At 67.9% G+C, this 18,915-nt stretch carries 16 protein-coding genes and 1 pseudogene; 12 read left to right on the top strand and 5 right to left on the bottom strand.

From position 1 onward, the window contains the following. Nucleotide 1: 1 nt before the first annotated feature. Nucleotides 2-802 carry an acyl-CoA thioesterase gene (locus ACZ5QD_RS15450; protein ID WP_006897939.1) on the bottom strand — a complete coding sequence of 267 codons (801 nt, stop codon included), beginning with the start codon at nt 800-802 and terminating at the stop codon, nt 2-4. 49 nt (nt 803-851) lie between these two features. Here ACZ5QD_RS15450 and ACZ5QD_RS15445 point away from each other — a divergent pair, with 49 nt between their 5' ends. The 6 genes and pseudogenes from ACZ5QD_RS15445 to ACZ5QD_RS15420 all read left to right on the top strand — a co-directional run bounded on the left by ACZ5QD_RS15445 (nt 852) and on the right by ACZ5QD_RS15420 (nt 6,830). After that, the gene (locus ACZ5QD_RS15445; protein ID WP_278125660.1) at nt 852-1,409 is read left to right on the top strand and encodes a TetR/AcrR family transcriptional regulator; all 558 of its coding nucleotides are present in this window, start codon (nt 852-854) and stop codon (nt 1,407-1,409) included. Nucleotides 1,410-1,490: 81 nt separating this feature from the next. Continuing rightward, entirely contained in the window at nt 1,491-2,039 is a 549-nt protein-coding gene (locus ACZ5QD_RS15440; RefSeq protein ID WP_278125658.1) for a TetR/AcrR family transcriptional regulator, read from the top strand. Beyond that, nucleotides 2,039-3,586 carry an MFS transporter gene (locus tag ACZ5QD_RS15435; RefSeq protein WP_278125656.1) on the top strand — a complete coding sequence of 516 codons (1,548 nt, stop codon included), beginning with the start codon at nt 2,039-2,041 and terminating at the stop codon, nt 3,584-3,586. Before ACZ5QD_RS15440 ends, ACZ5QD_RS15435 begins: the two co-directional genes overlap by 1 nt. Before the next feature lie 100 nt (nt 3,587-3,686). Next, the gene (gene galT, locus ACZ5QD_RS15430; protein WP_278125654.1) at nt 3,687-4,820 is read left to right on the top strand and encodes a galactose-1-phosphate uridylyltransferase; all 1,134 of its coding nucleotides are present in this window, start codon (nt 3,687-3,689) and stop codon (nt 4,818-4,820) included. Beyond that, nucleotides 4,813-5,973 (top strand): galactokinase, encoded by a 1,161-nt coding sequence (galK, locus tag ACZ5QD_RS15425; RefSeq protein WP_464366917.1) that lies wholly within the window; start codon nt 4,813-4,815, stop codon nt 5,971-5,973. The genes galT and galK overlap by 8 nt, the downstream gene beginning before the upstream one ends. A 5-nt stretch (nt 5,974-5,978) precedes the next feature. After that, nucleotides 5,979-6,830 (top strand): annotated as a pseudogene (locus tag ACZ5QD_RS15420) (SCO6745 family protein). 282 nt (nt 6,831-7,112) lie between these two features. Here the strand turns inward: ACZ5QD_RS15420 and ACZ5QD_RS15415 are convergent. Together ACZ5QD_RS15415 and ACZ5QD_RS15410 are read right to left on the bottom strand one after the other, a co-directional pair. Next, the gene (locus ACZ5QD_RS15415; RefSeq protein WP_045537519.1) at nt 7,113-8,459 is read right to left on the bottom strand and encodes a lipase family protein; all 1,347 of its coding nucleotides are present in this window, start codon (nt 8,457-8,459) and stop codon (nt 7,113-7,115) included. Continuing rightward, complete coding sequence (locus ACZ5QD_RS15410; protein ID WP_045537521.1) at nt 8,456-9,724, bottom strand: hypothetical protein; 1,269 nt, start codon at nt 9,722-9,724, stop codon at nt 8,456-8,458. The genes ACZ5QD_RS15415 and ACZ5QD_RS15410 overlap by 4 nt, the downstream gene beginning before the upstream one ends. A 290-nt stretch (nt 9,725-10,014) precedes the next feature. Here ACZ5QD_RS15410 and ACZ5QD_RS15405 point away from each other — a divergent pair, with 290 nt between their 5' ends. The 3 genes from ACZ5QD_RS15405 to ACZ5QD_RS15395 all read left to right on the top strand — a co-directional run bounded on the left by ACZ5QD_RS15405 (nt 10,015) and on the right by ACZ5QD_RS15395 (nt 13,850). Continuing rightward, nucleotides 10,015-11,220, top strand: coding sequence for a CaiB/BaiF CoA transferase family protein (locus tag ACZ5QD_RS15405; RefSeq protein WP_045537523.1), 1,206 nt, complete (start codon nt 10,015-10,017; stop codon nt 11,218-11,220). A gap of 115 nt (nt 11,221-11,335) precedes the next feature. Continuing rightward, entirely contained in the window at nt 11,336-12,901 is a 1,566-nt protein-coding gene (locus ACZ5QD_RS15400; protein WP_464366916.1) for an HNH endonuclease signature motif containing protein, read from the top strand. A gap of 70 nt (nt 12,902-12,971) precedes the next feature. Further along, the gene (locus tag ACZ5QD_RS15395) at nt 12,972-13,850 is read left to right on the top strand and encodes a crotonase/enoyl-CoA hydratase family protein (protein ID WP_006897927.1); all 879 of its coding nucleotides are present in this window, start codon (nt 12,972-12,974) and stop codon (nt 13,848-13,850) included. 4 nt (nt 13,851-13,854) lie between these two features. On the opposite strand, the gene ACZ5QD_RS15390 is transcribed toward ACZ5QD_RS15395, so the two are convergent. Together ACZ5QD_RS15390 and ACZ5QD_RS15385 are read right to left on the bottom strand one after the other, a co-directional pair. Beyond that, nucleotides 13,855-14,472, bottom strand: coding sequence for a L,D-transpeptidase (locus ACZ5QD_RS15390; protein WP_006897926.1), 618 nt, complete (start codon nt 14,470-14,472; stop codon nt 13,855-13,857). A 35-nt stretch (nt 14,473-14,507) separates the two neighbouring features. Continuing rightward, the gene (locus ACZ5QD_RS15385) at nt 14,508-15,209 is read right to left on the bottom strand and encodes an MgtC/SapB family protein (RefSeq protein WP_006897925.1); all 702 of its coding nucleotides are present in this window, start codon (nt 15,207-15,209) and stop codon (nt 14,508-14,510) included. 184 nt (nt 15,210-15,393) lie between these two features. Here ACZ5QD_RS15385 and ACZ5QD_RS15380 point away from each other — a divergent pair, with 184 nt between their 5' ends. From ACZ5QD_RS15380 to ACZ5QD_RS15370, 3 genes are all read left to right on the top strand, one after another. Then, nucleotides 15,394-16,569, top strand: coding sequence for a low temperature requirement protein A (locus tag ACZ5QD_RS15380; protein WP_006897924.1), 1,176 nt, complete (start codon nt 15,394-15,396; stop codon nt 16,567-16,569). Nucleotides 16,570-16,689: 120 nt separating this feature from the next. Further along, on the top strand, nt 16,690-17,631 hold the full coding sequence (locus ACZ5QD_RS15375; RefSeq protein WP_006897923.1) for an alpha/beta hydrolase: 942 nt from the start codon (nt 16,690-16,692) through the stop codon (nt 17,629-17,631). Then, nucleotides 17,628-18,902 carry an ATP-grasp domain-containing protein gene (locus tag ACZ5QD_RS15370; protein ID WP_006897922.1) on the top strand — a complete coding sequence of 425 codons (1,275 nt, stop codon included), beginning with the start codon at nt 17,628-17,630 and terminating at the stop codon, nt 18,900-18,902. The genes ACZ5QD_RS15375 and ACZ5QD_RS15370 overlap by 4 nt, the downstream gene beginning before the upstream one ends. The last annotated feature ends 13 nt before the right edge of the window (nt 18,903-18,915 follow it).

The raw sequence follows: 18,915 nt of genomic DNA, 5'->3' as shown, positions 1-18,915 counted from the left end.
ATCAGGCGGGGTCTTTGAAGTACACGAGCTGGTGCGTGGTCGCGAGGAGCACCTCGCCCGACCAGAGCTGTCCGTACTGGTCGAAATGACCGTGCCCGAACCGGGCGGCGCGCGCCGTCGCGAGGACGTGTCCGGTTCCATGCGCCTCGAGTTCCTGCGCGGTGGCGTGGAAATACGTGGTCAGGGTGATGGTGCCCGCCGGCATGTAGGTTCCGTGCCGGAGAAAGACACGAGGGTAGAAGACGTCGGTCATCGCGGTGAGCGCCGGGAAGTCGAGCGGCCGCTCGGGCCGGTCGCGCAGCCACAGCGTCGACGTCGAGTCGGCGTCGTTCCTCCCGTCCATGCCGCCCGCGACGAACCGCTTGTCGTAGTTCTTGGCCCAGGCGATGAAGTCCACGTACTCGCTGACCTCGACCTCCTCGGCGGGCGGTGCGGCCGGAGGCGTCGGCTCGGTGTCGGACCAGGTGTCACGGGCGACGCCGAAGACCGCGGTGCCGGTGGCCGCCACCTGTCCGGATTGGCTGATCGTCACCACCCAGTGCTGATTGGTGCGGTTGGTCCGGACGGGCCGCAGGTCGAGATCCCACTGTCCTTCGGCGATCGGTGCCGCGTAATTGATGGTCAGCGCGAGCGGATCGCCGAGGACGTCGGGCCGCTGCTGGATGCCGTTGACGACGGTCGCGGCCGTGATGCCGCCGAACGGGCCGACCATGTTGTTGTACGCGGGATGCGTCTGCGCGCGGACCACATGGTCCGACGCCGTGGGCGTGAGGGCGATGGCCTCATCGAAAACGTGAGTCATGCGTCGACGGTAACAGAACGATCGTTCTACTCACGCGTACCCTGGGTGCATGGCAACACTCCCCGTCCGCGACCGACTGCTCCTGTCGGCGACTCAGCTGCTCCGGAGCAAGGGAGCCGACGGATTCGGAATGTCGGAGCTCATGGAGCACAGCGGCGTGGCGCGGCGCTCGATGTACCAGCACTTCCCCCGCGGCAAGGCGCAACTGCTGGAGCAGGCCACCGACGAGGCGGGCAGGCACGCCTCGTCGCGCCTCGCGGCCGCACTGTACGGCCGGACCGCTGTGGAGGGTCTGATCGTCATCGTGGACGAGTGGAAGCAGATCCTGGTGCGCCACGACTACCGCCTCGGCTGCCCCCTGGTGGCCGCCTCCACCTCCGCCGCGGAGTACCCGGGTGCGGCCGAGCGCGCCGCCACGGCTTTCCAAACGCTGGCGGGCCAGATCGCCGCATCCTTCGAGGCCGACGGACTGGCCGCGGACGCCGCCCGACGCGCCGGCGACATGCTGGTGGCAGCCCTCGAAGGCGCCATCATCACCTCTCGCGCCACCCGTTCCACCGCACCGCTCGACGCCTTGTCGGCACACATCCGCGACACGTGGGGCTGAGCCCTCCGATATTCGATCGACAGACCTCCGCCAGCCCTGTACAAAAGTACATGTACATTCGTACAGAATTGTGAGGGAGTCATGGCCAAGCACGACCCGGAGGCACGGCGGGCGGCGATTCTCGCCGCGGCGGCGGATCTGGTGGTCGAACTCGGACCGGCCGCGCTGACGCACCGCCGCGTCGCCGAGCGTGCGGGTGTGCCGTTGGGATCGACGACCCAGTACTTCACCTCCATCGACGACCTGCGCACCCAGGCCCTGGAGCGGCTCGCCGCGGAGGTCGACGAAGACCTGGCCGCCGTGCGGAGCAGCCTGGTCGCGGCCGGCGGGTCAGCGGAAGCGCTGGTGGATCAGATTCACGACTACCTCGCCGACAGCCGCGCCATCGCGGCCGACGTCTCGCTGATGTCGGCGGGCCTGTTCGATCCCGAGTTGCGCGCGCTGTCGCTCCGCTGGCAGACCAATCTCGTCGAGATCTTGAGCGATTACGTCGGACCCGACAACGCGCTCGCCCTCGCGATCGTCTCCGACGGTGTCGTGATGCACGCGGCATTGCACAACACCGTCGTCTCCAAAGACTTCCTGCACACTCTCGTCGCGCCGTTCATGGCGCAGAAAAGACAATCGTGATGACTGCCTCACCCACCACGGGGAGCACCGGCTACTCCACCGTCCGCGCCTGGCTCGCGACCGCTGTGTTGAGTGCGAGCCTGCTCGTGATCGTGATGGATATGACGATCCTGAACATCGCTCTTCCCGCGATGTCGGCCGACTTGGAGCCCACCGCCTCCCAGCTGCTGTGGATCGTCGACGTCTACTCGCTGGTGCTCGCCGGGCTGCTCGTCCCGGCCGCATCGCTGGCCGACCGCTGGGGACGCAAGCGGATGCTGTTGGCCGGGTACGCCGTCTTCGGCGCCGCATCGCTGCTCGTCCTGGTCGCCGAGTCGGCGACCGCGGTGATCGCCATCCGCGCCCTCCTCGGCATCGGCGGCGCGTTCATCATGCCGACCACACTGTCGACGATCCGCGTCCTGTTCACCGACGCGCGCCGGCGGGCGCGCGCACTCGCGGTGTGGTCGTCGGTCGCCGGTCTCGGTGCGGCGATCGGCCCGCTGGTCGGCGGTTTCCTGGTGGAGCACTTCTCCTGGCAGTCGGCTTTCCTGGTCAACGCTCCGCTGATGGCGCTGGCCGTGGTCGCCGGGGTCTTCCTGCTCCCCGAGTCGCGGTCGGCCGACCCGGGAGTCTGGGACTGGCTGGGCATCGCCCTCTCGTTCTCCGGCATGGTGCTCCTGATGTGGTCGGTGAAGCACTTCGGTGCCGAATCGAGTCTGCTGGTCCCCGAGGGCTGGGCCGCGTTCGCCGCAGGAGTGCTGCTGCTGACCGTCTTCGTCCGCCGCAGTCTGCGCCAGGACCGGCCGATGCTCGACGTCGGACTGTTCCGCAGCCGCGTCTTCACCGGCGGTATCGCCGGCGCCCTCGGCTCGATGTTCGCGATGGCCGCGGCCCTGCTGCTGCTCGCCCAGTGGCTGCAGTCGGTAGAGGGCAGTTCACCGATCCGTGCCGGCCTGCAGCTGGTCCCGCTCGCTGTCGCCTCGGCCGCCGCGTCGCTCGCCGCACCGCGTCTGGCCGAACGCATCGGTCCGCGAATCGTCACTGCCGGCGGCATCGCGGTGGCCGGCATCGGCATGATCGCCGTGTACCTGATCCCCGGAGAGCTGCACTACGCGTCGGCCGTCGTGTCGTTGATCCTGGTGGGTGTCGGCATCGGATCGCTGGCGATCGGCTCGGCGCTGATCATGTCGGGCAGCCCCGAGAACCGCGCGGGCAACGCCGCCGCGATGGAGGAGACCTCCTACGAACTCGGCAGCGTCATCGGTGTCGCGCTCCTCGGCAGCGTCGCCGCGGTGCTCTATCGCAGCCGGCTCGACGAGTCCGGCGCGCTGGACGACCTCGATCCCCGATTGCACGACGCGGCCCGCGAGTCGATCGGGTCCGCGGCGGGCGTCGCCGATCAGCTGCACATGCCGAACCTGGCACAGCAAGCCGGTACCGCGTTCACCGATTCGCTGCAGATCACCAGCCTCACCGGCGGTCTCATCATGCTGGCGGTCGCCGCGGCGGTGTACGCCCTGGTCCCTGCGGGTACGCGTATCGACGCCGAGGTGGTCGAGGGATGAGCCGGACCCGGGGTCGTCTCCCCGTGACGATCTGAAAACGCGTGCCGGCCTCCGGTCGCGGAAGGTCGTCGCGACCGGAGCCCGATGGTAGATTCGCCGCGTGTCGACGGCGAGGTCTCTCCCCGAACCGGTCCGCGGACGGCTCAGTGACGGACGCGAGATACTGCTGTTCGACGACGGCGAGGCCTCCGTCCTGCGCCCCGACCGCCGCGACCTGCCGACGGATCGCGGTGCGACCGTCCGCCGAGACCCCGTCACGGACGACTGGGTGATCGTGGCGCCCGCGCGCCAGGACCGTACCCATCTGCCGCCGCGGCGGCAGTGCCCGCTGTGCCCCGACCCGGAGGGGCTCCGAAGCGAGATCCCCGCGTCGGACTACGGGGTGGCGGTGTTCGAGAATCGCTTCCCGTCGCTCGCCGCACCACCGGAGCATGCCGGTGCCGGAGCGTCGCCGCCGGCGAGCGACGCTCCGCTGCGGACCGAGATTCCGGGCACCGGCCGCTGCGAGGTGGTCTGCTTCACCAGCGACCACGACGGTTCGTTCGGCGCACTCCCCGAACGCCGCGCCCGCCTGGTCCTCGACGCTCTGGCGCACCGGACCGCCGAGCTCATGGCGTTGGACGGCGTGCGCGAGGTCCATTGTTTCGAGAATCGCGGCGACGAGATCGGCGTGACCCTCGGTCACCCGCACGGCCAGATCTACGCCTACCCGTTCCGTACCCGCCGCACCGAATCGATGCTGCGGTCGGCCGGTCGGTATCGGCGCGAGCACTCCGCAGACCTCTTCGAAGCGATCCTCGCCCGCGAACTCGAAGACGGCGAGCGAATTCTCCTGTCGACCGCGCACACCACCGCGTTCGTACCGTTCGCGGCGCGCTGGCCGGTGGAGGTGCACGTCTACCCGAACCGGCACGTCCGCGGTCTCGGCGAACTCACCGACCGGGAGGCCGACGACCTCGCGCGGACCCAGCTCGCGGTCCTTCGAGCCTGCGACGCCCTGTACGACGCCCCGCTGCCCTACGTCGCGTCGTGGCATCAGTATCCGGCCGACGCGGCCGAGGGCTACCTGCACGCCGAGATCTTCTCGATCCGCCGCAGCGCCCACAGACTCAAATACCTGGCCGGGTCCGAGTCGGCGCGCGATGCCTTCATCACGGACAAGACCCCCGAGGACATCGCCGAGCAATTGCGTGCGGCGCTCGGCCGACAGGCGGACCATGGCAGACATGCCTGAGGGATCGGCCGGCAGCACCTCGCCTCCCGGACCGCGGTCGCGGGAGCCGGAGGTGCGCGCATATGCGCCGGGCCGCGTCAATCTGATCGGTGAGCACACGGACTACAACGACGGGCTGGCGCTGTCGATCGCGCTGCAGCTCGGGACCACGGTGAGCTTCCGGCCGGACCCGGCCGCCGAATCGGTCGTCGTCTCCTCCGACCTCGCGCCCGGCCGGGCCGGCGTGCCCATCGACACCGCTCCCGACGATGACGCGGCGCACGGCACCCGGGTGACCGGCTGGGCGTCGTATGTGGCGGGCTGTGTCTGGGCGCTGCGCGAACACGGTGTCCGGGTGCCCGGCGGGCGCATGGAGATCCGCTCCGATGTGCCGGTCGGAGCGGGACTGTCGTCGTCTGCTGCTCTGGAGTGCGCGGTGCTCCACGCGCTGGCCGCCGCGGCCGGGGCCACCGTCGACCGGCGCACCCTCGCGCTGATCGCCCAGCGCGCCGAGAACCGATACGTGGGCGCCCCCACCGGTCTGCTCGACCAGTTGAGCAGTCTGTTCGGCGCCGACGGCACCGCTCTGCTCCTCGACTTCCGCTCACTGCAGGTGACGCCGGTGCCGGTGGCTCTGGGCGGCGCGGTGCTCCTCGTCATCGATTCGCGGTCCCCGCACCGGAACGCCGACGGCGAGTACCGGAGGCGACGAGCGGCGTGCGAGGACGCCGCCCGCCGCCTGTCGGCGCCCAGCTTGCGCTATGTCCGAGACGACGGCTGGCGAGCACTCCGCGACGACGAACTGCGGCGCCGCGCCAGGCACGTTCTCACCGAGAACCGACGGGTCCGGGACGCAGCACAGGCGTTGCGCGACGGAGACTGCACGCGTTTCGGAGAACTGATGAATCAGTCGCACCACTCGATGCGCACCGACTTCGAGATCACCACACCCCGCATCGACCGCATCGCGGAGACCGCCCGCGACCTCGGCGCCTTCGGGGCCCGGATGACCGGCGGAGGATTCGGCGGCAGCGTCGTCGCCCTGGCACCGGCCGAGGCCGCGATGCGGATCGAGAGCACGTTGCCGGGTCTCGTCGCCGATGCCGGCGATCCGCGTCCGACGGTGATCCGTGTCCGTCCGGGCGCGGGAGCCGGTCCGGTGATGGCACAGTGACACTCATGAGCACCGAACAGGCGGCGATCGCGCGCCGCGCCTACGAGACTCTTGAACCCTTCCACGTCCTCGCCTACTTCAATCCGGGCCTCGGCGACGCCCAGACCGACCTCGGGCTCGACGGCCACGCCTTCTACCGGCGCCCCGATGGGCGATGCCACGGGAGCGGTCGTAGCCGCCGCTTTCTACAACTTCTCACCCGCGCTCGTCGAATCCGCATGGGACCGCGCTCGGGCCGTCGGCCTCGAGAAGGTCGCCGAACGGCGGTACGCGATGCTCGACGAGCAGTACCGCGCCATCCGGGTGCCGCGTGCGAGCGGATCACGCCGCTGCTGCCCGAGTACGAGAAGGCGGTCGGAGGACTGCCCGTCTCCGGTCGGCCCCTGGGCGCGGCATGGGCGTCCACCCCGATTCCCGACGCGCCGCACCTCGCCCTCTGGCGTCACTTGTCGGTACTCCGGGAATGGCGCGGCGACAACCACATCGCCGAGCTGATCGGCCACGGTCTGGACGGGATCGACGCCGGCGTCTTCCACGAGGCCGCATTGCCCGACCCGACCGTCCGTCGACGGGTGATGGGGCATCGGTTCTTCCTACTCACCCGCGGGTGGTCGGAGGACGACTGGGACGCCTCCGTCGACCGACTGGCGCGGCGCGGTCTCGTCGAGATCGGCGACGACGGACACCGCCTCACTTCGGCGGGCTTCGACCTGTATCAGGACATCGAAGCACGCACCGACCTACTGACCGGCGCGAGTCTGGGCACCGACGTCGCCGACCTCATCGAGCGCACTCGCCCCTTCGTCAAGCCGGTGCTCGACGCCGGCGTGCTCCCCGGTACGTCGAAGAAGTCCTGACGAGCGCCTCCCAGGCCCTCCCCAGGCTGGTTGAGCGAGCGTCCTCCCCAGGCTCGTTGAGCGAGCATCCCTCCCAGGCTTGTTGAGCGAGCGAAGCGAGTCGAAACCCCAGACCCCGCCCAGCGCACCCCCGCAGGCTTGTTGAGCGAGCGTCCTCCTCAGGCTCGTTGAGCGAGCGAAGCGAGTCGAAACCCCAGACCCCGCCCAGCGCACCCCGCAGGCTCGTTGAGCGAGCATCCCTCCCCAGGCTCGTTGAGCGAGCGAAGCGAGTCGAAACCCCCTCTACCCCTTCAGATTCGCCGCCAGCCAGTCGACGGTCTGCATGCCGAACAGGTCAGTGCCCCAGCCGTACATGTCGGTGATGAACTTGACCATGCTGCAGTCCGTCGGCTGGTAGTCGACGCGAGCGCCTCGGCTGCGCCACGCTCGGACCAGCTTGCGCGAATCGGCAGCCGGTACCAGCGACATCGGCGAGTCGTCGGCCACGCACGACGCGACGAGTGTGCGCACGCCCTTCGCTGCCGTCCCCTGCCCCATCACGTTGTCCCGGTAGGCGCGCTGGAACGCGGGGATCGTCGCAGGCGACTCATTCCCCTTGAACAGCGTGTTCAGCGGTACCAGCGGCAATGTGAAGTACGCGGGCGTCTGGCACTGGGTCCGGTAGTAATCGGCCACGGCGCGTCCCGCATCCGTGAGGTGGTCGTCGATCCGCATGTCCGGGTAGTGCGGCTCCAGGCCCAGAAGGGTCGCCATCGCGAAACCCGAACCGACGGAGCCGTCGGCGGTCGCGATGAAGTTCCGGTAGTTCGGAACCATTCCCTCGAGCACCGCGGCCTTGATGTTCAGTTCCGGCGCGTACTGATCCTTCATCTCCAACGCGTGACCGGTGCCGACACCGCCGCCGGCGATGCCGAACATGCCGATCGGCGACGATGCGGACAGGCCGGCATCGCGGACCGCGAGCGCGGCGCGCACCGCGTCGAGACTGGTGCGGGCGTTGTACTTTCCGGCGAACACGCCGTGCGGACGCGGGTCGCCGTTGTTACCGACGTCCGACATCACGACGGCGTACCCTTTGCCGAACAACTGTGCCAGCGGCCCGAGGGCCGACCACGAGGCGCCGTCGATCGGATCGCCACCGGTCCACATCACCGACGGATGGCAGTTGGCGCCCACGCTGTCGTTGGCCATCTGGTAGCTGACGATCGGCCGCGTGGCGTTCTTGCGGCCGTCGCGCGGGATCATGATCAGCCCGGTGCTGATGTCGGGCTCACCGTCGAGCGCCGTGGTGACGTACATGATCTTGTACGCATCCACGTCGCCCGGGCGGAAGCCGGCGAACTGGACGGCCACGGGCTCGGCCTTCAGCAGCGTCCCGGCCTTCTCCGATCCCGTGAGTCGCGGCTCCTTGTAGAACGGGTCGGTGGACTGCAGCGGCTTGAGGATCTCGTCGGGCGTACCCATCCTGCCGTGCTGGAAGGTCCCGAGTACGAAACCGTTGAAGACCTCGCCGAGTTGGGGAGTGCGGTTCGGCGGTCCGGCCGCGGCCGGCGCGGCCGTGAGGGAGGCACCGACGGTCAGGGCGCTCAGCAGTGCGACCGCCGCGACGATCCAACGCTGCGCTTTCATCGGACCTCCACCTTCAGCGTGTCGAGCGCCGACTGCATCATCGGCAGGAGATTGAAGATGGGGCGGTGCTGCTCCATCTGCGGATCGGCCGGCATCACCAGTTCTCGGCGCAGGTCCGGCCAGCGGTTCTCCACCTGGAATCGGTACTTCGGCAGCAGTTCGTGGGTGATGTAATCCCATCGCTCGTCGAAGACCGACCAGTTCCACGACGGCAGCGGCACGGTCGCGGTGACGGTCCGCCCGTCGGGCGTGGTCCCCGTCAGCTTCAGCGGCTTGTACGAGCGCAGCGGAAGGACTCCGGCCACCGACGGCGACCCGGCGAGGGTGCTTGCGTAGGTCATCGCCTCACCGACGTCCCCGCGGTAGGCGCGGACCGTGTCCCACTGCTCGTTGATGATCTCGCCCTGCTCACGCCTCAGCAGGCGCGCATTGCCCGCCGCGATCCCGTCGGGCGTCTTGCTCGCGACATCCTCCCACGCCTTCATGACGTCGGCGGGGAAGAGTCCCGCTCGGTACATCTCTCGCAGTGCCGACAGTCCGCCGGTCACGTATGCGCGGTGCATCGGCATCAGGTCGCTGAAGATGTTCTTCTGCATCACGAGGATCGAGCCCTGCACGTACTGGAGGTCGGCCGGCGTGAGGGTGGCGCCGACGCGGGCCAGCGCGCGCAGACCCTTGGGGAGCTTGTCGATCATCGTCGGTCCGAACGCCCTGTTGGTCTCGGTGACGATGGCGTTCGCCACCGGTGCCAACCGCGTGAACTCGTAGACGTCGGTGGCCAGCTCGAAGTCGAGGAGCCCGCCGCCGAAATCGGCACCGACGAGCCCGCCCATCCCGGCCCACTGGAGTTCGCGGTGCTTGAGCTGCAGGTTCTTGTAGAACTGGTACGACTTCGTGAGGTTTCCGCGGTTCGCAGTCACTCCCGCGCGCGGGTTCCACGACTTGAGGTCGATTCCCGCCGCCACTGTGGTGTCGGCCAGCCAGTACTGAAGCAACAGGGCCTGGTACGACGTAGGCGCGACCCCTCGTTCACGCGCCTCGTCGAGCAGGTTCTTGAGGACCTTCGGGTCGGTGGGGAGTGCCGGGTTGACCCCGCCGGGACCGTGATCCGCATGGCGATTGACCAACGGCAGATCCAGGTACCGATCCAACTCTCCGGCGGCCGACGCGGGCGGCGCAAGGACGGCCGATCCGGCCAGGGCCACCACCAGAGCCGCTGCCGTCAGAACGACGGCCCTCCAGCCGATCGTGCGAATTGAACGCATCGGTCACCTCCTGCGACTCGAGGCCGCACCGATCACGCGAGCCTGTCCGGCTCGCTGGTCCGGGATAGTGAATCACCGCGTTGTCACAACGACAAATGGCACGATCCGTCTCGACCTGCAGGTCAGAGCGCGATGAATCTGATAACGGTGCAGGTCCAAACCGTGTGCAGCGGCCCCGAACGACGGATTCGGGCGGGTCGCGGGAGCCGGTCGTCACACCACAAATCGCTCGATCGGGTGACACGCCGCCCGCCGGAGCCGCCCATCGCCGCGGTGCGATAGTGGAGTGTATGGCACTGCGTCCCGACCAACTCCTCCCCCTCGCCGGTTACACGGTCGTGACTCTCGAACAGGCCGTCGCCGCGCCGCTCGCGTCCCGCCATCTGGCCGATCTCGGCGCCCGCGTCATCAAAGTGGAACGGACCGACGGCGGCGATTTCGCCCGCGCCTACGACGACGCCGTGCACGGCACCGGCGCGCACTTCGTGTGGCTGAACCGCGGGAAGGAATCCATCGCCGTCGACCTGAAGTCGGACGAGGGGCGCAAGGTGGTCCGTGCGCTGATCCGCGACGCGGACGTCTTTCTGCAGAACCTGGCGCCGGGCGCAGCGGCGCGGCTCGGCCTGGGGGCCGATGAGTTGCGCGAGGGTCACCCCGAGTTGGTCACGGTCGATCTGTCGGGCTACGGCCGAGGCGGTCCGTTCGAGCAGCGCAAGGCGTACGACATGCTCATTCAGGCCGAGAGCGGCCTCATCTCCATCACGGGTACACCGGAGCATGCCGCCAAGACCGGGATTCCGACCGCCGACATCGCCTCCGGTATGTACTGCGCACAGGCGGTTCTCGCGGCGCTCCTGCGTCGCTGCCGCACCGGAGTCGGAGCGGCGGTCGAGGTCTCGATGCTCGAATCGACCGTCGAATGGATGGGACATTCGCTCTACACGCAGATGTACACGGGCGTGCAGCCGCCGCGGATGGGCGTGAGTCATGTGTCGATCGCGCCGTACGACTCGTACCCCACCAGCGACGGACAGATCTTGATCGGCGTTCAGAGTGAAGGAGGCTGGAAGGCGCTCACCACAGTGTTGGGCGTCCCCGAGCTGACGACCGACCCGCGATTCTCCACCAATATGAAGCGAGTCGAGAACCGGGCGGCGTGCGACGCCGCAGTGGCGCAACGGACCAGGCTGTGGACCACTGCGGAGCTCGACGCGAAGCTTTCCGCCGCGGGTGTTCCGGCAGCCCAGATCAACGAGCTCGAACAGGTCGCCGAGCATCCGCAGCTCTCCGCACGGGATCGCTGGCGCACTGTCGGTACCGAGTTCGCGCAGGTCAAGGCACTACTTCCGCCGGTCACATTCGATGACGTCGAGGCGGCGATGGGCGACGTTCCGGCACTCGGCCGCCATACAGCCGCGCTGCTCGCGGAACTCGGCTACGACGAGCAGGACGTGCAGCGGATGTCGGCCGCCGGTGTTGTTCGCGTCGGCGACTGAGAATCGAACGTAGGTCGATCGCGTCAATGTTGTTTGTCATAGGTGGGTGATAGCTTTCAGGTAGGTCAAGAAAACATGGTGTGACCAGCTGAAACACTCGGGGGAGGTGGCAGCGATGACCGATCCGATCACCGATCCGATCGCGACTGTCGTCGCCACCGGTGCGCTGCCGGAGCAGCCCGCCGAACTACTCGCCCTGATCGATGCCGCGGCGGTCAAACTCGCCGAGACCTCCCTGTCACCGGAGACCGAACCGGAACTGCTGGCCCACACACAGACCGCCGAACGCATCCGGCGCCGCTGGGACGGCATCTCCGCCGCGCTGCTGGTGGAGGTCTCCGACCGCAACGCGCACCGAACCGCCGGCTATCTGAATCCGCACCAATACCTCTCTCAAGGGCTGCGGCTCGGAACCCGCGAAGCCGGTCGACGGCTCCGGATGACCGAGACCATCGGCGAGTTCTCCAACTTCCAAGGGCAGACGCTGCCTCCCCGGAAGCCCGCCACCGCCGCCGCGGTCGCGGCCGGGACTGTCGGCGCCGAACACGCGTTGGTGATCTCGGCCGTTTTGGCGAAAGTGCCCGGCTGCATCTCGCCGGAAGTCAAAGCCCGTGCTGAGGCGGAGTTGGCCGAGGCTGCGGCCGGGTTGAATCCGGATGATCTGGGCAAGGTCGGCGACCGCCTGCTCGCTCACCTGGACCCCGACGGGCAGGAAAGCGATCACGTCGACCGGCAACGCCAACGCGGAATCACCATCCTCCCGCAAGACCGCCAACTCATGAGCAAAGTCCGCGGCGCCATGACCCCGGAGTTGCGGGCCAAGTTCGAAGTGATCTTGACCGCCTGGGCCGCACCCGGGATGAACAACCCCACCGACCCGGATTCGCCCACCGGAACCATTGACGCCGACGGCATCGACGCCGAGGCTCTGGCGGCGGCGCGGGGTCGGGATCTGCGCAGTGCCGCCCAACGCACACACGACGCGCTGCTGGCGTTGTGCGACTACGTTCTCGCCCACGGCGGACTCGGTGCACCGAACCGGATACCGGCGGAGTTGGTCATCACCGTCACCGACCAGGAACTCGCCGCCCACGCCGGAATCGCGTTGACCGCGACCGGCACCCGCATTCCGATCGGTGAACTCGTGCGGCTCGCTGCCGAGGCTGTGCCGCACCTGGCCGTCTTCCGCAATCACACCAGCGAAGTCCTCTACCAAGGCCGCGGTGCACGCTTCGCGAGTAAGGCGCAGCGGTTGGCGTTGTTCGCCCGCGACCGCGGCTGCACCGCCCCCGGCTGCGACCGACCCTTCGCGCAGACCCAAGCCCATCACGCACCGGACTGGATCACCCCGGCCGGACGCACCGACATCGACGCCCTCGGCGCCGCCTGCGGACGCCACAACCGCGCCGTCGGCACCAACCGCGGACAATGGGAAACCACCACCCTCACCGACGGACCCCACGCCGGACGCATGGCCTGGCGACCAGCCACCACCGACCAACCCTGGCGCCTCAACCCCATCCACCACGCCGGACAAGCACGGCACCTGCACCCGCCAGAACTGCATCGGCAAGAATCGGGCCCACCGCCGGCGCATCCGCCGCCTCGGACTCCACCGCAGGAGTCACAAGCTCCCCCGGCAGATTCCGAATCTGCCCAGTCACCCCACGCCGCGGCCTGACGCGTCCTCCCAAGGTGCGCCGCGCTTCTAAGCTGCAATCGACACACCCGCCGACCAGGGAGCACATCGCATGGAACTGACGACGCTGACGCACGAGAACGAAGACGGCATCCTCACAGTCCGGCTCAACCGCCCCGACCATCTCAACGCCTTCACCGTCGAGATGGCGCAGGAATTGGAGCACACCTTCCGTTCGGTCAACGATGACGACTCCGTTCGGGCTGTCATCGTCACCGGCAACGGACGTGCGTTCTGCGCCGGCATGGACCTGGCGACCGAGGGCGACAATGTGTTCGGGCTCGACGGCGCCAAGCGGCCCACGCTCGCGGACATGGCCGATCTGGATGATCCCGGAATCGCGCGGATTCGCGACACCGGCGGGCGGGTGACGCTCGCGATCTACGCTTGCCGCAAACCGGTGATCGCGGCCGTCAACGGCGCCGCAGTCGGCATCGGCGCCACGATGACGCTGCCGATGGACGCTCGACTCATATCGACCAAGGGCCGGATCGGCTTCGTGTTCGGACGTCTCGGCATCGTTCCCGAGGCGGCGTCATCGTGGTTCCTCCCTCGAGTGGTCGGCCTCCCGAAAGCGCTCGACCTGGTGTACCGCGCCGACATCCTCGATGCGCAGAGCGCACTCGACGCCGGCCTGGCACAGAGCGTCCACGAGCCGGAGGATCTGCTCGACGCTGCGCGCTCGCTCGCCGACTCCTGGACTCAGGGCCGTTCGCCGGTGGCCGTCGCGCTCGCCCGCCAGATGCTGTACCGCAACGCGGCGCAAGAACATCCGACAGAGGCCCATCGCATCGATTCGCTCGCGATGTTCTACACGAGCATCGGCGACGGCGACGACGGTGTTCGAGCCTTCCTCGAGAAGCGACCGGCCGAGTTCGATTCGAAGGCGTCTCGGATGCCGGAGTTCTATGACGAGTGGACGCGGGAGTAGCGCCTCACTCGGCCACGGTCACCGTCGTGCCGACCTCGGCCCAGTCGTAGAGATGCTTCATCTCTGGTCCCGGAACGTGGACGCATCCGCGAGATCCCGCGGTCTTGAAGGCTTCGCGGTCGCCGAACGCCGTCTTCTGCCACGGTGCGTCGTGGAATCCGAAGTCACCGAAGAACGGCAGCCAGTAGCGAACATGGTCTCGGTAGCCGGGTCCGACGAGGTCCCGATTCGTCTCTCGGCTCTGAACGGTCCAGGTGCCGGTCGGCGTGCCGTCACCGCGCGCGACGTTCCCCGTCGTCACCGGTGACGACGACACCGGACGTCGCCCGTCGCACATCCACATGGCTTGCTGGGACAGACTGACTCGGATCAGTCGTCGTCCGGGCGCGTTGGTCCGGCACTCGGCACTTCCTGCTGCGCGAATGGCGGCGGGATCGGAGATCGTGCTCGCCGGAACCGCCGCGGCATGCGTGGCGGGCTGCACCGCGGCAGAGTTCGTGTTCCACGTCAGATGGAGAAGCAGCGCCACCGTCACCACCAGTGCCGCGGTCGCCAGGGCGAGCGGCGCCGCGTACCCGCGCACACCGCTGCGCAGTCGGTTGCCGCTCGCCACTTCCGCCACCCTGGTCTCCTCGCACTCGCGATGGCCCAGGGTAGCTATTCCGACTCCTGCTCGGATAGGACCTGCACCTCACGGACGCCGTCGATCTCGGCGAGAGCCGCGACCAACGCCTCCGTCCTCGCTCCCCCGGCCACCTCCAGGATCAGTGCGGCGGTGCCGTCGACTTCCACGTCCTGAGGCCGGGCCTGCCGTATCGTCCACCCGCCGCTGGTGATCGACTCGATGATCTGCCGCAGTAATCCGTGCCCGTCGGCGTAGGTGACTTCGATCTGCGATTCGGAGACCTGCCCGGGCAACAGTCGCGACAGGGCCCGCAGTCCATACGCCGTCACGAAGTGCAGCGCGGTCACCACCACGGCCAGCAGCCACAGGCCGGCGCCGGCCGCCATGCCGATCGCTGCGGTCTCCCACACTGAGGCCGCAGTCGTGAGGCCGCGCACCGCACCCCGGCGCGTCAGAATGATGCCCGCTCCGAGGAAGCCGATGCCCGACACCACCTGAGCGGCCACTCGCGACGGATCGACGACCACTTCGTCCGAAAGCACATTCATGAATCCGTACTTGCTGATCAGCATGAACAGTGCGGCGGAAGTGCCCACGATCGCCTGAGTGCGGAGCCCGGCACTGCGCCCGCGAAGCTGTCTCTCAAGCCCGATCAGCGCGCTGAGGACAAACGCGAGTACCAGCTCACCCACTTGGGGCCAGCCCTGCTGCTCCAACGCGTCAGCGAGTGCCATCGTCGTTCGACGGTACTCCCGGAGCAAGCGCACCGGAGTGGCGCTGAGAGATTCTGCCGACTGGTTCCACGTGAAACCGGCATCGGCACTCCCCGCGACGTCGTTACGCCCTCAGCTCGAGTCGGCGTCAAGCTACGCTGAGCCGCACCGTCAGGGAGTTCGACGAAGGGGGTCGGCCGTGGCTATGCCGGCATTGGGGCGAGCACGCAGCAAGGGCGGCGAGGTCGCGACCATCGAGTTGTTCTTCGACCTCGTCTACGTATTCGCGTTCAGCCAACTCGCATCGTTTTTCGCCGAGCACCTCACCGGCCGCGGGACCGTCGAGGTGATCGTCATGTTCGGCGGAGTCTGGTGGGTGTGGAACTACACCGCGTGGGCCACCAACTTCGTCGACCCAGCCCGCATCCCCGTCCGGATCCTGCTGGTCGTCCTCATGCTGTTGAGCCTGGTGATGGCCGCGTCCATCCCTGAGGCGTTCGGCGACCGAGGACCCCAGTTCGCCATCGCGCTGGCTGCGATGCAGGTGGTCAGGCCGTTGTTCATCGCGATTGCGATGCGCGGACAGCAGATCGGCCGCAATTACGCGCATCTGCTCGCATGGTCCGCCGTGGCCGCCGCGGTGTGGGTGATCGGCGCGTTCTGCGAACCCGACACCCGGCTGATCGTCTGGATCGTCGCCCTCGCCATCGACGTCGCCGCCCCGCTCCTGCGCACCTGGCTGCCGCGGTTCGGCGGAATCGACATGCGGATGTGGGAATTGACGCCCGCACATCTCGTGGAACGTAATCGGCTGATCTTCATCATCGCGCTCGGCGAGACGGTCCTTTCCATCGGGCGCGAGTTCATGCACATGGAATCGAGCCTGTACTCATTCGTTGCACTGGGGGTGGCGTTCGCCGTCCCGGTCGCCTTCTGGTGGCTGTATTTCGCCCACCATTCGGAGCGCACCGAACGACGGCTCGAAGAGGCCGACGATCCGACCGCCCTCGCCCGCGGAGGCTTCGCATATGCGCACGCCATCCTGGTCGGCGGCGTGATCGTGACCGCCGTCGGCACCGAGAAGATGCTCGCGCATCCCCACGATGAGACGACCACCGTCTACGCGCTGCTCCTCGCCGGTGGCCCGGCGCTGTTCTACATCGGCCTCGCGCTCTTCGTGGCGTCGATCGGCGGCCTGGACCGCTTCGAATCGACTGTCACGGCGTCAACCCTCGCCGTCCTGGCGGCAATCGGCGTTGTCGCCGCATCGACAGGTATCGAGCTCCTCGTGCTGGCCGCGCTGGTCGCTGCGATCCTCGCCGCCGGAGTCGCCTCCGCGTCCTGGCATCACCGGAACGACGCCGCGGTCGCGAAGTCCTGAGGCATTCGCACCCTCCCGTTTCCGCCGGCTGGCAGTCGCCGCACCCCACGTTTCGCGCAACCGCGACCCGGGAACCCCGTGCCCCAGGACATTGAACGGACACGGAAGGGAAGGGACCCGATGGTCTCGATACCGGCTCGATTGACGATGGCCTCACTGCGCGCGACGAGGAGCAAGAAGTTCTATGCAGACCCGGCGGTGATGACCGAGCGCCTCCCCCGGCACCAGCGCAAGAGCATGACCACGCCGCCGTGGCTGCCCACGGTGCAGGTCTCTCTCGAACACGTCGGCGACATGCGCTGCTACCGCATCGAACCGCGCGACGGTGCAGGCGACACCCGCATACTGCACCTTCATGGCGGTGGCTTCGTCGAGGAGCCGCAGCGCCATCATTGGCGGTTCCTCGCGTGGCTGGCGCGGGCCGCCGACGCCTCTGTGATCATGCCTATCTATCCGCTCTGCCCATCGGCGGATCACCGCACGATCATCCCGGCGGTGGCCGATGCGGCGCACACCTATCTAGCAGGCGCACCCGGGCCCACTGTGCTCTCGGGTGACTCCGCAGGCGGCCGACTGGCTCTCGAACTGTGCTGCGGTGATCGGAGATTGCGAACCGAACCGGACGCCGTCGTACTGCTCTCGCCATGGATTGATCTCACGGTCTCGATGCCGGAAGCCGACGCGATCGACCCCGATGATCCGGAACTCGGGATCGCCGGTCTGCGTCAAGCGGGACGGTGGTTCGCCGGGAACGCGCCGCCCACCGACTTCGGGCCCGTCGACGGCGAGCGACTCTCGGCGCTGCCCCCGACGATCGTCTTCACGGGCACACGCGACGTCCTCAACCCGGATGCCCGCGATTTCGTCGGCCGGGCGCGATCAGCAGGCGCCACGATCAGCCTCAAGGAGCATCCGGGCATGTTCCACAACTGGATCATGCACAAGATCCCGGAGGCCAGTCGGGCGCGCAGGGAACTCGAGGCCTTCATTTCCGAACGTCTCGAAGACGGAGGGTCGCACCTGCGGGGACGATCCACGACCTCGAAGGGGTCGATGCAGTGACTGTCAACGTGGTGGTCCCGGGCCTCAGCGACCGGCAGCGAGCCGAACTCGAGGCACTGCCCGGCGCCGACCAGATGCGGTTCCACAGTCTCCTGGACGTCGAGACGCTCACCGCCGCGCCTCATTTCGACCTCGAGTCGCTGCTCGACCGAGCCCGCGAAGAACTCGCGACGCTGGGCCGGGTGGACGCCATCGTCGCCCACTGGGACTTTCCGACCAGCATCCTGGTGCCGATCCTGGCCATGGAGAACTCGATACCGTCGCCCAGTCTCAAGAGCTTCCTGACGTGCGAACACAAGTACTGGTCTCGATTGATGCAGGCCGAGGCAGTACCCGAGTGCGTCCCGGATTTCGCGGCGTTCGACCCCTTCGACGACGACCCGCTGAGCGGAATCGAGGTGGCATTCCCGTTCTGGGTGAAGCCGGTGAAGTCGCACTCATCGCAACTAGGCTTCGAAATCCACGACGCTGACGAGTTCTACGAGGCGGTGGCCCAGATCCGCCGCGAGATCACGGTGATCGGCGACGCCTTCAATCAGGCGTTGGGCATGGTCGACCTACCTCCGGAGATCGAGCGCTTCAGCGGCAACAGCTGTCTTGCCGAGCAGATCATCTCGGGACGGCAGGTGGCGCCCGAAGGCTCAATGTACCGAGGAGAATTCATCACCCACGGCGTCTTCGACATGCGCAAGAGCTCCAACGGTCTCACCTTCGACCGACTGGACTACCCGGCGGGCTCGGTGGGCGACGAACTCATCGCCCGGATGCTCGACGTGAGCGAACGTTACCTGCGACACATCGGGTTCGACAACGGTTGCTTCAACGTCGAATTCATGTGGGACGACGAGATCGACAAACTCTGGGTGATCGAGGTCAACACACGAATCTCGCAGTCGCACAGTGAGCTGTTCCTGCGGGTGGACGGCACGTCGAACCACGAGTACGCCATCGATGTGGCTCTCGGGCGACGGCCCGAACCCGGCTCTCGGCGCGGCCCGTACCGGATGGCGTCCAAGTGTCTGCTCGGCCGCGCCGACGACGGGGTCGTGACGTCGACGCCGACCCAGCACGATCTGGCACGGCTGCGCGCAGAGGAACCGGGATGCACAGTCGAGGTGGATGTGCAGCCGGGCGATCGTCTCAGCGAACTGCCCAACCAAGACCCCTACCGCTACGTCCTGGCGACGGTGTACGTCGGCGGTCAGGAGGTGGACGATCTGGAGCAGGCCTACGAGCGAGCGTCGGAACTCTTGCCGTTCACGTTCGAGTGACCTACGGGGAGGA

This window comes from Gordonia sp. J1A (genome assembly GCF_055393515.1).
Note: the sequence above shows the minus strand (reverse complement) of the source record. Positions and strands in the feature narration are given on the sequence as shown.

Bases quoted from the DNA above. Each gene is read 5' to 3' on its own strand.
- ACZ5QD_RS15450 (WP_006897939.1), bottom strand. From the start codon at position 802: ATGACTCACGTTTTCGATGAGGCCATCGCCCTCACGCCCACGGCGTCG.
- ACZ5QD_RS15445 (WP_278125660.1), top strand. From the start codon at position 852: ATGGCAACACTCCCCGTCCGCGACCGACTGCTCCTGTCGGCGACTCAG.
- ACZ5QD_RS15440 (WP_278125658.1), top strand. From the start codon at position 1,491: ATGGCCAAGCACGACCCGGAGGCACGGCGGGCGGCGATTCTCGCCGCG.
- ACZ5QD_RS15435 (WP_278125656.1), top strand. From the start codon at position 2,039: ATGACTGCCTCACCCACCACGGGGAGCACCGGCTACTCCACCGTCCGC.
- galK (WP_464366917.1), top strand. From the start codon at position 4,813: ATGCCTGAGGGATCGGCCGGCAGCACCTCGCCTCCCGGACCGCGGTCG.
- ACZ5QD_RS15415 (WP_045537519.1), bottom strand. From the start codon at position 8,459: ATGAAAGCGCAGCGTTGGATCGTCGCGGCGGTCGCACTGCTGAGCGCC.
- ACZ5QD_RS15410 (WP_045537521.1), bottom strand. From the start codon at position 9,724: ATGCGTTCAATTCGCACGATCGGCTGGAGGGCCGTCGTTCTGACGGCA.
- ACZ5QD_RS15405 (WP_045537523.1), top strand. From the start codon at position 10,015: ATGGCACTGCGTCCCGACCAACTCCTCCCCCTCGCCGGTTACACGGTC.
- ACZ5QD_RS15400 (WP_464366916.1), top strand. From the start codon at position 11,336: ATGACCGATCCGATCACCGATCCGATCGCGACTGTCGTCGCCACCGGT.
- ACZ5QD_RS15395 (WP_006897927.1), top strand. From the start codon at position 12,972: ATGGAACTGACGACGCTGACGCACGAGAACGAAGACGGCATCCTCACA.
- ACZ5QD_RS15385 (WP_006897925.1), bottom strand. From the start codon at position 15,209: ATGGCACTCGCTGACGCGTTGGAGCAGCAGGGCTGGCCCCAAGTGGGT.
- ACZ5QD_RS15380 (WP_006897924.1), top strand. From the start codon at position 15,394: ATGCCGGCATTGGGGCGAGCACGCAGCAAGGGCGGCGAGGTCGCGACC.
- ACZ5QD_RS15375 (WP_006897923.1), top strand. From the start codon at position 16,690: ATGGTCTCGATACCGGCTCGATTGACGATGGCCTCACTGCGCGCGACG.